We start from the raw sequence: 13,707 nt of genomic DNA on the forward strand, positions 1-13,707 counted from the left end.
ATATGGAAAAATTCATGGTTATAGGTGAAAGAATACATTGCATATCGCCATCAATAAGAAAGGCTTTAGAAGAAAGAAATCCTGAACCAATACTAAAAAGAGCTAAGGAACAGCTAGATGCTGGAGCTCATTATATAGATTTTAATATAGGGCCAGCTGAAAGAGATGGAGAAGACATAATGACTTGGGGTGTTAAATTACTTCAATCAGAATTTAACAATGTTCCATTAGCACTAGATACAGCTAATAGAAAAGCTATAGAAGCGGGACTTAAAGTTTATAATAGAGAACACGGAAAACCAATAATAAACTCAGCTGATGCAGCTGGAAGAATAGAGTTAATAGATTTAGCAGGAGAGTATGAAGCTAAAGTTATAGCTTTATGTGCTAAAGAAGGTATACCAAGAGATAATGATGAGCGTATGGCTTATTGCCAAGAAATGTTGGAAAGAGGATTAATGGCAGGTTTAGAGGCAGAAGATATGTTATTTGATCCACTATGTTTAGTTATAAAGGGAATGCAAGATAAGCAAATGGAAGTTTTAGAAGCTATAAAAATGATGACAGAGATGGGATTATTAACTACAGGAGGATTATCTAATGTATCAAATGGATGCCCTAAACATGTAAGACCTATATTAGATAGTGCATTTGTAGCTATGGCTATGGCTAATGGATTTAGTTCTGCAATAGTAAATCCATGTGATGAAGAATTAATGAGAATGATAAAATCTTGCGATATAATAAGAAATTCAAGCTTGTATGCAGACTCTTTCCTAGAATTAAATGAAGGCGGATTTGCATATAACGTATAAATAGATATATTCAATAAAAGGGGGAAATAGAGTGAAAAATTTGTACAGTACTGTTTTTAATGGATCTGAGCAAGCTTTAGAAGCTGCAAAAGGATTACTTAATGAAGCTATAGAAAAGCATGGAAAAGATAATAAAGTAGAATTTCCTGATACGGCATATTCACTACCTTGTATATATGCCGCAACAGGAAAGAAGATGAATAATCTAGGGGACTTAGAAGCAGCTTTAGAAATTGTTGAAAGTTTAATAAATAAAACACACTTATTAGAACATGTATTTAATGCTGGGTTAGCTACTGCACTAGCTGCTGAAGTTATAGAAGCTATAAAATATGCTATAAATGACACTCCATATAATGAACCTTGTGCAGGACATATAACAGACCCGATAATAAGATCACTTGGAGTACCACTAGTTACAGGAGATATACCTGGAGTTGCAGTTGTACTTGGAGAATGTCCAGATCCAGAAATTGCAGCTAATGTAATTAAAGATTATCAATCTAAAGGACTATTAACATTCTTAGTTGGAAAAGTAATAGATCAAGCTATAGAAGCTGGAGTAAAAATGGGTCTAGAACTTAGGGTTATACCTTTAGGGTATGATGTAACAAGTGTAATACATGTTGTATCTGTTGCAGTAAGAGCTGCATTAATATTTGGAAACTTAACTCCTGGTGATTTAAATGGATTATTAGATTATACTGCAAAAAGAGTTCCTGCATTTGTAAATGCATTTGGTCCATTAAGTGACTTGGTTGTATCTTGTGGAGCTGGAGCTATAGCATTAGGATTCCCAGTTATAACTGATCAATATGTTTTAGAAGTTCCAATGAATTTATTAACTCAAAAAAATTATGATAAGTTTGTAGCAACTTCACTAGAAGCTAGGGGAATCAAAATAAAAGTTACTGAAATTCCAATACCAGTATCTTTTGCAGCTGCTTTTGAAGGTGAAAGAATAAGAAAAAATGATATGTATGCTGAGTTTGGTGGAAATAAAACTGAAGCTTGGGAATTAGTTAGAAAAAGAGAATTATCAGAAGTTGAAGACCATAAGATTGAAATAATAGGTAAAGATATAGACGAGTTAGAAGCTGTAAATGGAGTAGTAAGATTACCACTTGCTGTAGTAGTTGATATAGCTGGTAAGAATATGCAAGAAGATTTTGAACCTGTACTAGAAAGAAGACTTCACTATTTCTTAAACTATATAGAAGGTGTAATGCATGTTGGGCAAAGAGATATAACTTGGGTAAGAATATCTAAGGATGCATTTGAAAAAGGATTTAGACTAAACCATATAGGTGAAGTTTTATATGCTAAGATGTTAGATGAATTTGAATCAGTTGTTGATAAGTGTCAAATAACTTTAATAACTGATGAAGCTGAAGTTGCTAAATTAAAAGAAGAATATGCAACTCCAAAATATAGATCAAGAGATGAAAGATTAGCTTCACTAGTAGATGAAAGTGTTGAAGAATTCTACACTTGTAATTTATGTCAATCATTTGCACCAGCACATGTTTGTGTTGTAACTCCTGAAAGACTTGGTCTTTGTGGAGCAGTTAGCTGGTTAGATGCTAAGGCAACTAAGGAATTAGATCAAACAGGACCATGTCAACCTATAGTAAAAGGTGAATGTTTAGACGACTTAAAAGGTATATGGCAATCAGTAAATGATGAAGTAGCTAATATATCTCAAGGTGCAGTTGAAAGTGTTACACTTTACTCTATATTAGAAGATCCTATGACTTCTTGTGGATGTTTTGAGTGTATATGCGGTATAATGCCAGAAGCTAATGGATTTGTTATAGTTAATAGAGAACATGGTGGAATAACTCCTGTTGGTATGACGTTTGGAGAACTTGCTTCTATGACAGGTGGAGGTGTTCAAACTCCAGGATTTATGGGCCATGGAAGACAATTTATATCTTCTAAGAAATTTGCTTATGCAGAAGGAGGTCCATCTAGAATAGTATGGATGCCAAAAGAATTAAAAGATTATGTTGCTGATAAATTAAATGCTACTATGAAAGAATTACATGGAATAGAAAACTTTACAGATATGATATGTGATGAAACAATAGCTACTGATTCTGAAGGGGTATTAGCATATCTAGAAGAAAAAGGTCATCCAGCTTTAGCTATGGAATGTGTAATGTAAAAAAGTAAATTTTTAAGGAGTGAAAATATGAAAGTTATACCAAGTTTAAAATACTGTAAGGAACATACATGGGTTAAGGTAGAAGATGATTATGCTTATATAGGAATAACAGATTATGCACAAGATCAATTGGGAGAAATACTATTTGTTGAGATGCCTGAAGTAGAAGATGAAATAACTAAGGGTAAAGATTTTGGAGTTGTAGAGTCTTCTAAAGTTGCATCTGACTTAATAGCACCTATATCTGGAGAAGTTGTTGAAATAAACGAAGCATTAGAAGATGAGCCAGAAGCTATAAATGAAGATCCTTATGAAGCGTGGATAATAAAAGTTAAGATATCAGATAATGATGAATTAGAAAGTTTATTAAACTCTGATGGATATGAGTCTAGTTTAGAATAGAAATAAATAAGCTGTATCAAGGTAAAATTACTAAATACAATTTACTTTGATACAGCTTTTTTTAGATAGTATTAAATTTTTAGCAATAATAAGTAAAAATCAAGGTAATACAATATAACATATAGAATATATAACTTATTAGAAAAATTAATATTAAATCGCTTTATAGGGGGGAGTTCTTTTGGCTAAGGTTAAGATAGCATCTCATAAAAAAGAAATTGAGTGTAGTAAAGGGGATAATTTGTTAGATGTAATTAGAGATAACAAAATATTTATAGATGCTCCTTGTAACGGAAGTATGGTTTGTGGTAAGTGTAAGGTTAAATTAATACATGGAAATGTAGATTCTGAGATGAATGTACATATAAGCAATGAAGAAAGAAATCAAGGATATATACTGTCATGTGCGAGTAAAATTATTGAAGATATAGAAATTGAAATTCCTTCTAAACTATCATCGTCTATAAATGAAATGAAAATAGAAGGTAGTGATAAAAATGATGATAAGAAAATATTTGAAAAATCTATAAATATGCTTAAGGAAAATGGATTAGAATTTACAAATAATATATTAAAAAAATATATAGAGCTAGAAGAACCTAATTTAGATGACAATATAAGTGATATAGATAGACTACAAAGATATATAAGAAATAATATAGGTTATGAAAATATAGATTTTAGTATAGAATTTTTAAAAAAAGTTCCTATAGTACTTAGGGAAGATAAATTTAAAGTTACTATCACATATGAAGAAAAAACTAATTATATATATTTAATTGATATAGAATCTGGAAATACAGAAGATAAACTCTATGGTATTTCAGTTGATATAGGGACTACTTCTGTTGTTGTTTGTTTAGTTAATTTAAATACTAATAAAATTATAGATAAAGCATCATCAGGAAATGCTCAAATTAAATATGGTGCAGATGTAATAAATAGAATAATATATTCTACAAAAAAAGATGGGCTTGAAAATTTAAGAAAATCTATAATATATGAAACTATAAATCCTTTATTAGAAACTATGTATGAAAGAAATAATATAAATAAAAATAATGCTATTTCTTTTATAGTGGCGGGAAATACAACTATGAGTAGCTTATTTTTAGGTGTGTATCCAGATTTTTTAAGACAAGAACCATATATACCTCCATTTGTAAATTCTCCAAACCTTGAAGGTAAAGATGTAGGTATAAATATAAATCCTAATGGACAAATTTATTTAGCACCTTCAGTAGCTAGTTATGTTGGAGGTGATATAACATCAGGAGTATTATCAGCAGGAATTTGGACTAGTGAAGAAAATGTCCTTTTTATAGATTTAGGGACTAATGGAGAAATAGTATTTGGAAATAAAGACTATATGATGACTTGTGCTTGTTCTGCTGGTCCTGCATTTGAAGGTGGAGGTATAAGTTGTGGAATGAGAGCATCTAATGGAGCTATAGAAAAGATAGATATAGATAAACTTACCTTAAAGCCTGAATTAACAATTATAGGAGATTGTAAGCCAGTAGGTATATGCGGATCAGGAATAATAGATCTTATATGCAAAATGATGATTAATGGCATAGTTGATAGAAGAGGTAAGATTAATAGAGATTTAAATAATAATAGAATAAGGTTTAATGAACATGATATAGGAGAATATGTTCTTGCCTTTAAAGATGAATATAATATAGAAAATGACATAACTGTAAATGAAGTAGATATAGATAACTTTATAAGAGCAAAAGGAGCTATATACTCAGGGGCAGCAACTCTTATAGAAAGTTTAGGTATGGATTTTAGCGTAGTAGATAAGGTTTTAATTGCTGGGGGAATTGGAAATAGTTTAAATATAGAAAATTCAATTATGATTGGATTACTTCCAGACATAGAAAGAGAAAAATTTAATTATATAGGAAATAGTTCGTTAATAGGAGCATATTTAACTTTAATAAGTAATGATGCTAAAAACAAACTAAAAGAGATAGGCAATCAATTAACATATGTAGAGCTAAGTGTATATCCAACCTATATGGATGAGTTTATATCTGCTTGTTTCTTACCTCACACAAATATAGAACAATTTCCAACAGTAAAAAAGATGCTAGGAGAATAAATATATGAATACAAATGAAAAAATTAAACTAGCATACGAAACAAAACTTAAAAATTTTGGATATGATATAGAATTTGCTTATCCAAATCAAACACTAACTTTAAGTACAACAGATAATGAATGTAGCTTAGGGTGTGCGCATTGTAACGGACAGTATTTAAAAAATATGATTCCTATAAGTGATTATGAAAAAAATTTAAATAAAAGATATATTACAAGTATCTTGTTAAGTGGAGGTTGTAGTTATGATGGAGATGTACCTATAGAAAGATATATTGATATTATAAAAAAATTAAAAGAAAAAGGATATAAACTGAATTCACACATAGGACTTATGAACAAGGAAAATATAAAAAAAATATGTAAGTATTTAGATTATGTATCTTTTGATTTAGTATTTGATGAAGATACAATAAAAGAAGTTTATAAGATGAATAAAAGCAAAAATGAATATATATCAACCTATGAATATATACAACAACACACAAATGTAGCGCCGCATATATGTATAGGATTAAAAGGTGGAAAAATAAAAGGCGAATATGAAATTATTGATTACTTAAAAGAAAATCAGCCAAATCAGTTAACTTTTATAGTTTTAATTCCAACTAAAAATACTGAATATGAAAATGTGAAGCCTCCTCAAATTAGTGAAGTCGCAGATTTATTATGTGAAGCTAGGTTAAACCTTCCTAGAACAAAAATAAATTTAGGATGTATGAGGCCTCGAGGAGAATATAGGAATTTATTAGATAGTATAGCATTAGAATGTGGGATAAATAAGATTGTTTTACCATCAAGAAAATGTAGAGAATTAGTAAAAGAAATGAAATTAAACATTATAGAGAGCAAGGAGTGTTGTATATTATGATTAGATTATCTATTGGAACTGCGATAGAGCTTGAAATGAAAAAAGGTAAGAGTGATATACCTCCTACTACTGCATATATAATGATAGGTAATAAGTGTAGCAATAAATGTTCTTTTTGTTCTCAATCAATAGAAAGTAGTAGTAGGAAAGATAAGTTATCTAGAGTAATATGGCCAGAGTATGATAAAGAAGATATATTAGATGCATTTATAAATTATAAAAAAGATAATATTAAACGTATATGCATACAATCTATGGCTAGCGATGAATCATATGATGAAGTAACAAAATTTATAAAATATATAAATAAATATTTAGACATTCCTATATCATTATCTGCTAAGTTAGAAGATATGGAGGATTTAGATAAGTTTTTTGAACTTGGAGTAGATAAAATAGGAATAGCAATAGATGCTGTAAATAAAGAATTATATGAAAGTATAAAGGGAAATAATTTTGAAGAAAAAATAGATTTTATTAAAGAAGCTGGGATTATGTATCCTAACAAAATAAGCACGCACATAATAGTTGGATTAGGAGAAACTCATAAAGAAGTATATGATTTGTATAAAAATTTAAAGAGTTATAGTATAACTATAAGTTTATTTGCTTTTACGCCTGTAAAAGGGACTAAAATGGAACATGTATGTCAACCTAATATAGAAAGTTATAGAAGAATTCAATTAATGACATACATGATTGATAAAGGATACAACAGGGATTATTTTAAATTCAATAAAAATGGATATTTGGAATTTGTAGAAATAGATGATTATATGAAACAAGATATTTTAAAAGGACTGCCATTTGAAATAAAAGGATGCAAAGACTGTAATAGGCCATACTACAATGAAAGACCAGGTCACACAATATATAATTATTCAAAAAAACTAAATAAGGATGAAATAGATTTAGCAATAAAAGAATTGAATTTTAAAATAGGGGAAATTTAAAATGCAAAATTGGAGATTAATAAGAAATAAAGCTTTCAATGGGGCAATGAATATGGCAATAGATGAAGCAATCATGATAGCTTATAAAGAAGGAAAAAGCAAACCAACTTTAAGGTTTTACACTTGGCATCCACATTGTTTGAGTATAGGATACTTTCAAAGCTTAGAGAAAGAAGTTGATTTAGAAAAATGTAGAAAATTAAATATTGATTGTGTTAGAAGAATAACTGGGGGAAGAGCTGTATTGCATCAAAATGAATTGACCTATTCCATAATAGTAGGTGAAGATAATAACCTAATGGATAAAAGTATAAACGCTTCATATAAATTTATAAGTGAAGGAATTGCAAAAGGATTAAGTATTGAAGGTGTAAATATTGATAATTTAAGTAAGGGAGAAAGGATAAATAGAGAAAAACTTTCGGCAGCTTGTTTTAATGCACACGCATCATATGAGATAACAATAAATAATAAAAAGGTTGTAGGTAGTGCTCAGCACAGAAAAGAAGGTATTATACTACAACATGGGTCTATAGTACTAGATTTTAATGTAGATGATTTATTTGAAGTTATAAAAACTAAAACTCCAGAGTTAAAAGAAAGAGCAAAGAAATTTACTTTAAGTAAAGCTAGTGGTATTGAAAATGAATTAGGAAAAAATGTTGATATTACAAGTTTGGAGAATTCATTGATTAAAGGCTTTGAAGATGTGTTTAATGTAAGTTTTGAAGAAGATGGTATAAGTGATTATGAATATGAATTAGCTAATGAATTATATGAAAAATATATATCTGAAGAATATTTAAATAAAAGGTAAATAATGTAGATTAATCAATTGACTTTGCATTATTTTCAATGATATACTCAAAGTAGATAGTTAACTGAAATCATGAAGGTTTCTTTGAGGGACTTGAAGTGCCTTGAAGAAATCTTTTTTTGATATAAAAATAGATTAAAAGGGGGAAGGTATTATGTGTGAATCAGCAGCTTATGTTATAAGGGGAGAAAAACTTGAAAGAGTTATGGACAATGTAGTGAGCATAGACCCATATGAAGGAAAAGTATATCTTACAGATTTATTAGGAGATCAAAAAATAATAGATGGAGAAATAAAAGAAATAAAACTTATGGATCACAAAATAATAATAAATGAATCTAAGTAAAATATGTAAAGCTTATATAGCGATGGATAAAACAAGGAGATAAATTATGGTAATAGCAGTTATTGATGGTATGGGTGGAGGAATAGGAGCTCAAATAGTAACATCTTTAAGAGAAGAATTACCATCCTATATAGAAATCTATGCACTAGGGACTAACTCAATAGCAACAAGTTCAATGATGAAATCACATGCAAATAAGGGAGCAACAGGAGAAAATGCTATAATTGTTTCTACAAAAAAGGCAAGTATAGTTGTAGCACCTATATCTGTAGTTATACCTAATTCTATGATGGGAGAAGTGACATCTAAAATAAGTGAATCTATAGCAACGAGTGAGGCATTAAAAATACTTTTACCTATTATGCCGGAAGACATAGAGATGGTAGGTTTAGAAGGAAAGCCATTAGCACTTTTAATTAAAGATGCAGTTAAATTAATAAAAAAAGAATTTAATATAAAATAACTTGGGGGAGATTAATATGATTTTAAATAAAGATAGTATTAGATATCATCATGGAACGCATGATCATGAACATGGTCATCATCATTCTCATGGATCATCACAAGAAAATAAAGATGAAAAGACTTTAAATATACTTTTAGTGCATTGGGTAAATCATAATGAATCTCATGAAGAAGGATTTAGAGAATGGGTAGATAAAGCAAGAGAAATGGGTAAAGAGGAAACTGCGGTTAATATAGAAAAAGCTATAGAATGTTTAAGACAAGCAAACGAAAATTTATTAGAAGCTAAAAGGCATATGTAATAATAAATGGGAGGTATACTCCCTTTTATTATTACATAAATTTAAATAAAATTTTACAAAAAACGTTGACAGATTAATATTAAGATTATATAATTTAAATATAGTAATGATGAATACGGAGAAGTACTCAAGTGGCTCAAGAGGATCCCCTGCTAAGGGATTAGGCTGGGTAACCGGTGCGAGGGTTCGAATCCCTCCTTCTCCGCCAGTTAAGACTGTTGATAAAATCAACAGTCTTTTTAATTTATATAATTAAATTCTTTAGAAAATATATATTTAGATAAAGCTAATATATTTTCAGTTATAAATTCATCATTTATTTTGATTGGGATAATAGATCCTAAATTATAAAATAAAATTTTACTATAATTAGAATCTATTGCAGTATGAAGATTAATGTTAAGATATAAGTTGTATTCATCAGATACAATATTATAGTCTTCACTAAATAAGTTTATATTTAAATTAAACTTATCATTAGATATAAAAGTTAGATTTAATGTTGATTTAGAAATTTTATATTTAGTTAATAAAATTTTATATACAATTTCATTTATTGATATATTTATATAATCAAGTTTTTCATCTAAAACATCTCTAATTTTAAATATTTTACCTAAATAAAAAATATCCTCATAATTATGTAGTAATATTTTCTTTTTTAATAACTTATCTTTAGTTAAAACAAATTCTTTATATAATTTAACACTTTCTTTTCCCGATATAGTATCTTCTCTTTCTATACCTAGGTATTTTTCTATAGTTTTTAGTTTACAATCAGATAGAGATAGTTTTTCCTTATAAGGCTTTATAAGGCGTAAAATATCAATATCTTTAGATTTATCCATATTATAATCAATTTTATGTTTTTCAAATCTAGAGTTTAAAAAAGGTATATCAAAAGAAATTCCATTGAAGGTTACATGTCCTTTGAAATTTTTTATATCTTCTATGAAAGTTAATAATATATCTTTTTCTTTTTCCTCTGATGAAGCAAAGTATTGTTTTATTATAGTTTTATTTTTATGATTATAAAGGATACCTATTAAAATTACTTTAGAAAATTTAGGACTTAATCCTGTAGTTTCTATATCGAATACGAAGTGATTTTCAGGTATATCTATTAAATCATCTAAAGTTTTAGTAATAACTTGCATAGTGCTACTCCTTTTTAAAAAATATGATATATAATATTAATTATAAAATAATATAAAGATAGTTCAAGGTGATAAATTATGATAGATATAAATAAATTAAATGACAATCAAAAAAGTGCTGTTATGCATATAGACGGACCTTGTATGGTTTTAGCTGGACCAGGATCGGGAAAAACTAGGGTGATAACATATAGAATAGTTAATATGGTTTTAAATAATAATATAAATCCTAAAACTATTTTAGCTATTAGTTTTACAAAAGCATCATCTACAGAAATGAAAAACAGAGCTATTAGTTTAAGTAATGATGTTAGATTAAACAGTGTAAACTATGGAACATTCCATTCTGTATTTTTTAGAATACTAAGATTCTTTGAAAAATATGAGTTAGATTGTATACTGGATGAAAAGAGTAAGAAGTTTGCTATAAAAGGAATTTTAAAAAATTTAAACGTAGAAAATGCAGAAGATGATGATACTATACTAAGTGTTATAAATGAAATATCTTATGTGAAAAATGAGCTAATGGATAAATCTGATTTTGATTCTGAGATACTTAGCAAGGATGAGTTTATAAAAACTTACAATATGTATGAGGAGTATAAAGAAAGTTTAAACAAAATTGACTTTGATGATATGCTTATAAAAACATATTACTTATTAAAAAATAATAAAAGAGTTTTGGATAGAGTAAGAAATGTATATAGATATATTTTAGTAGATGAATTTCAAGATATAAATAAAGTACAGTTTGAGGTTCTAAAACTAATTTCAAGTCCTAATAATAATATATTTGTAGTAGGAGATGAAGATCAAAGTATATATGGATTTAGAGGATCTAGACCAGATTTTTTATTAGAATTTGAACAGTATTTTAAAAATAGTAAAAAGTATATATTAGATATAAATTATAGATCTAAAAAAGGAATAACAGATATAGCTAATAAGCTAATACAAAATAATGAAAATAGATATGAAAAGTCAATAAAGTGCGATAGAGGTGAAAAGGGAATAGTGAAATATATAAGTACAGAAGATTCAGAAGAAGAAGCAAAGTTTATAGCAAAAGATATATTAAATAAATGTGAAGATAATTGTGTTAACTATGATGATTTTGCTGTTATATATAGAACTAATATACAATCTAGAGCTTTAGTTGATGTATTTATGGATATGCATATACCTTTTGTAGTTAGAGATTCTATAGTTACAATATATGACCATTGGGTTGCTAAAGATTTATTAGCATATTTAAGATTGGGAATAGATACAACTTTAAATGAAGATTGGATAAGAATTATAAATAAACCATTTAGATATATATCTAAAGAAAGTATAAAATTAGCTAGTGAAGATAGAGATTTTATAGGAGCTTTAATAAATAAAGGAGGTTTACATCCTAAACAAATAAAAACGTTAAATGATTTAGAAATAGATTTAAGTTATTTAAAAACATTATCGCCCAAAAATGCAATATCATATATAAGAACTAGTCTAGACTACGATAGATATGTATTAGATTACTGTAGTAATAGAAAAATAAAACCAAATGGATTAATTGAAATATTAAATGAATTAGAAAGTTCTTCTACACATTTCAATACTATAAATGATTATTTAGAACATATAGAAAAAGTCAAATCAGAAATAGTTGAAAATAGAAACAATAAAAATTCAGAAGGTGTAATATTTACAACTATGCATAGTGCTAAAGGTTTAGAATTTCCATATGTATATATAATAGGTGCAAATGAAGGTACAATACCTCATGAAAAATCTTATGATATAGAAGATGAAGATAAAAGAAAATCAGCTATAGAAGAGGAAAGAAGATTATTATATGTGGGAATAACTAGAGCACAAGATGAGCTTTATATAAGTTCTCCTAAAAATAAATATGGGCGTAAAGTATTTCAATCTAGATTCATAGATGATATTAAATCTCCTACAAAAGAAGATATTAAAGCTATAAAAATAGGTGATAATATAGTTCATAGGAAATTTGGTAATGGAGTTATAACAGGCAAGGATGGAAAAATGATAGAAGTTAAGTTTAAGTGCGGGACAAAAGACTTAGATTATTCTATTTGTTTTAAAAATGGGATTATAAATAAATCATAGTAAATAAAAAGAGATATATTTAATATATCTCTTTTATTTATATAAATAACTAAAGGTTATTATAAAATGTAAAACTTTAGATAGTTTATAAATTTTAATAATAAATACCTTTTTCGAATATATCTTTCAATTCATTTAAATCATTAGTCTTACCTAATGCAACCATTAATTTGATTCTAGCTTTTTGACCTGGTAAATCTCCTGCAAATATACATCCTAAATTTCTTAAATCTCTACCAGAGCCTAAATAACCATAACTGTCAAAGACTCTACCTGAATGACATCTAGTAGCTATAACAACTGGTATATTTTTGCCTCTAGCATATTCTACACCTTTAAGCATTCCTGGAGGTATATTACCTCTACCCATAGCTTCGATAATTATACCTTTGCATCCTTTATCAGCTGCAAATTTAATAAAAGATTCATCCATTCCTACACCAGATTTTATAAGTGCAACATCAGGTTCAACCTTATCTACAACTATAGTTTGTCTATTAACAATATCTCTAGATAGTACAAGTTTATCACAATCTATTATACCTAAAGGACCACATGTTAAAGACTTGAAGGTATTTAAAGTAAGTGTATTAGTTTTAGTAGCTTCTGATGCTAATAAAACTTCATTACTTAAAACAACTAAGACACCTTTATTATAAGCTTCATCAGATATAGCAGTACAAACAGCTGCTGCAAGATTGCTAGGACCATCATAACCAAGTTCATCACTGCTTCTCATAGCTCCTGTAACTATTACAGGTTTAGGTGAATCTAATGTTAAATCTAAGAAGTATGCAGTTTCTTCTAAACTATCAGTACCGTGTGTAACAACAACACCTGAAATATCATCACTTAAAAGTATGTCATTTATAAAATTTCTTAAGTTTAACATTTTTTCTGGAGTCATATGAGGTCCTGGAATTTCATCAAAATTGTATACCTCGATATCAGCAACTTTGTCTATATTAGTTACCATAGACATTATTTGCTCCCCAGATAAAGATGGTATAGCAGCGCCTATTTTTTCGTCTACAGTCATTGAAATAGTACCGCCTGTAAACACTATAGCTACTTTTTTCTTATTGTGCATATTATTGACCCCCTAAATTTATTATATATATTAAATTATATCAAAAAAACATAGATAAATGTAGAATTAAGCATAAAAAAAAGAGCTTGGG

13 protein-coding genes and 1 tRNA gene are annotated in these 13,707 nt (G+C 28.0%); 12 read left to right on the forward strand and 2 right to left on the reverse strand.

Going from position 1 to position 13,707, the window contains the following annotated elements:
- Nucleotides 1-2: 2 nt before the first annotated feature.
- The 11 genes from acsE (at nucleotide 3) to H8891_RS11045 (ending at nucleotide 9,456) form a co-directional block, all read left to right on the forward strand.
- Nucleotides 3-815, forward strand: coding sequence for a carbon monoxide dehydrogenase/acetyl-CoA synthase methytransferase subunit (gene acsE / locus H8891_RS10995; RefSeq protein ID WP_187006490.1), 813 nt, complete (start codon nucleotides 3-5; stop codon nucleotides 813-815).
- Between the two features lie 31 nt (nucleotides 816-846).
- Nucleotides 847-2,982, forward strand: coding sequence for an acetyl-CoA decarbonylase/synthase complex subunit alpha/beta (gene acsB, locus H8891_RS11000; RefSeq protein WP_330604982.1), 2,136 nt, complete (start codon nucleotides 847-849; stop codon nucleotides 2,980-2,982).
- Between the two features lie 27 nt (nucleotides 2,983-3,009).
- On the forward strand, nucleotides 3,010-3,384 hold the full coding sequence (gene gcvH, locus H8891_RS11005) for a glycine cleavage system protein GcvH (protein ID WP_187006491.1): 375 nt from the start codon (nucleotides 3,010-3,012) through the stop codon (nucleotides 3,382-3,384).
- A 181-nt stretch (nucleotides 3,385-3,565) separates the two neighbouring features.
- The gene (gene acsV / locus H8891_RS11010; RefSeq protein ID WP_187006492.1) at nucleotides 3,566-5,494 is read left to right on the forward strand and encodes a corrinoid activation/regeneration protein AcsV; all 1,929 of its coding nucleotides are present in this window, start codon (nucleotides 3,566-3,568) and stop codon (nucleotides 5,492-5,494) included.
- Between the two features lie 4 nt (nucleotides 5,495-5,498).
- Complete coding sequence (locus H8891_RS11015; RefSeq protein ID WP_187006493.1) at nucleotides 5,499-6,365, forward strand: radical SAM protein; 867 nt, start codon at nucleotides 5,499-5,501, stop codon at nucleotides 6,363-6,365.
- Nucleotides 6,362-7,318 (forward strand): radical SAM protein, encoded by a 957-nt coding sequence (locus H8891_RS11020; protein ID WP_187006494.1) that lies wholly within the window; start codon nucleotides 6,362-6,364, stop codon nucleotides 7,316-7,318. The genes H8891_RS11015 and H8891_RS11020 overlap by 4 nt, the downstream gene beginning before the upstream one ends.
- A gap of 1 nt (nucleotide 7,319) precedes the next feature.
- Nucleotides 7,320-8,135, forward strand: coding sequence for a lipoate--protein ligase family protein (locus tag H8891_RS11025; RefSeq protein ID WP_187006495.1), 816 nt, complete (start codon nucleotides 7,320-7,322; stop codon nucleotides 8,133-8,135).
- Nucleotides 8,136-8,289: 154 nt separating this feature from the next.
- Nucleotides 8,290-8,481: a CooT family nickel-binding protein gene (locus H8891_RS11030; RefSeq protein WP_187006496.1), complete on the forward strand. Its 192-nt coding sequence runs from the start codon at nucleotides 8,290-8,292 to the stop codon at nucleotides 8,479-8,481.
- Nucleotides 8,482-8,527: 46 nt separating this feature from the next.
- On the forward strand, nucleotides 8,528-8,944 hold the full coding sequence (locus tag H8891_RS11035; RefSeq protein ID WP_147547127.1) for a DUF3842 family protein: 417 nt from the start codon (nucleotides 8,528-8,530) through the stop codon (nucleotides 8,942-8,944).
- Between the two features lie 16 nt (nucleotides 8,945-8,960).
- A complete protein-coding gene (locus H8891_RS11040; protein WP_187006497.1) occupies nucleotides 8,961-9,248 on the forward strand; it encodes a hypothetical protein in 288 nt (95 codons plus the stop codon).
- Between the two features lie 117 nt (nucleotides 9,249-9,365).
- Nucleotides 9,366-9,456 (forward strand) — tRNA-Ser (locus tag H8891_RS11045).
- A gap of 31 nt (nucleotides 9,457-9,487) precedes the next feature.
- Here the strand turns inward: H8891_RS11045 and H8891_RS11050 are convergent.
- Nucleotides 9,488-10,405 carry a ribonuclease H-like domain-containing protein gene (locus H8891_RS11050; protein ID WP_187006498.1) on the reverse strand — a complete coding sequence of 306 codons (918 nt, stop codon included), beginning with the start codon at nucleotides 10,403-10,405 and terminating at the stop codon, nucleotides 9,488-9,490.
- A gap of 78 nt (nucleotides 10,406-10,483) precedes the next feature.
- Between H8891_RS11050 and H8891_RS11055 the strand changes: the two genes are divergently transcribed.
- The gene (locus H8891_RS11055) at nucleotides 10,484-12,526 is read left to right on the forward strand and encodes an ATP-dependent helicase (protein WP_187006499.1); all 2,043 of its coding nucleotides are present in this window, start codon (nucleotides 10,484-10,486) and stop codon (nucleotides 12,524-12,526) included.
- Between the two features lie 94 nt (nucleotides 12,527-12,620).
- Here H8891_RS11055 and H8891_RS11060 read toward each other — a convergent pair whose 3' ends face one another.
- Complete coding sequence (locus tag H8891_RS11060; RefSeq protein WP_187006500.1) at nucleotides 12,621-13,616, reverse strand: asparaginase; 996 nt, start codon at nucleotides 13,614-13,616, stop codon at nucleotides 12,621-12,623.
- Nucleotides 13,617-13,707 lie beyond the last annotated feature (91 nt).

Origin of the sequence: Paeniclostridium hominis (genome assembly GCF_014306135.1) — a bacterium.
Classification (GTDB): Bacteria; Bacillota; Clostridia; order Peptostreptococcales; family Peptostreptococcaceae; genus Paraclostridium; species Paraclostridium hominis.

Bases quoted from the DNA above. Each gene is read 5' to 3' on its own strand.
- H8891_RS11040 (WP_187006497.1), top strand. From the start codon at position 8,961: ATGATTTTAAATAAAGATAGTATTAGATATCATCATGGAACGCATGAT.
- H8891_RS11020 (WP_187006494.1), top strand. From the start codon at position 6,362: ATGATTAGATTATCTATTGGAACTGCGATAGAGCTTGAAATGAAAAAA.
- H8891_RS11055 (WP_187006499.1), top strand. From the start codon at position 10,484: ATGATAGATATAAATAAATTAAATGACAATCAAAAAAGTGCTGTTATG.
- H8891_RS11030 (WP_187006496.1), top strand. From the start codon at position 8,290: ATGTGTGAATCAGCAGCTTATGTTATAAGGGGAGAAAAACTTGAAAGA.
- H8891_RS11050 (WP_187006498.1), bottom strand. From the start codon at position 10,405: ATGCAAGTTATTACTAAAACTTTAGATGATTTAATAGATATACCTGAA.
- H8891_RS11025 (WP_187006495.1), top strand. From the start codon at position 7,320: ATGCAAAATTGGAGATTAATAAGAAATAAAGCTTTCAATGGGGCAATG.
- H8891_RS11060 (WP_187006500.1), bottom strand. From the start codon at position 13,616: ATGCACAATAAGAAAAAAGTAGCTATAGTGTTTACAGGCGGTACTATT.
- H8891_RS11035 (WP_147547127.1), top strand. From the start codon at position 8,528: ATGGTAATAGCAGTTATTGATGGTATGGGTGGAGGAATAGGAGCTCAA.
- gcvH (WP_187006491.1), top strand. From the start codon at position 3,010: ATGAAAGTTATACCAAGTTTAAAATACTGTAAGGAACATACATGGGTT.
- H8891_RS11015 (WP_187006493.1), top strand. From the start codon at position 5,499: ATGAATACAAATGAAAAAATTAAACTAGCATACGAAACAAAACTTAAA.
- acsE (WP_187006490.1), top strand. From the start codon at position 3: ATGGAAAAATTCATGGTTATAGGTGAAAGAATACATTGCATATCGCCA.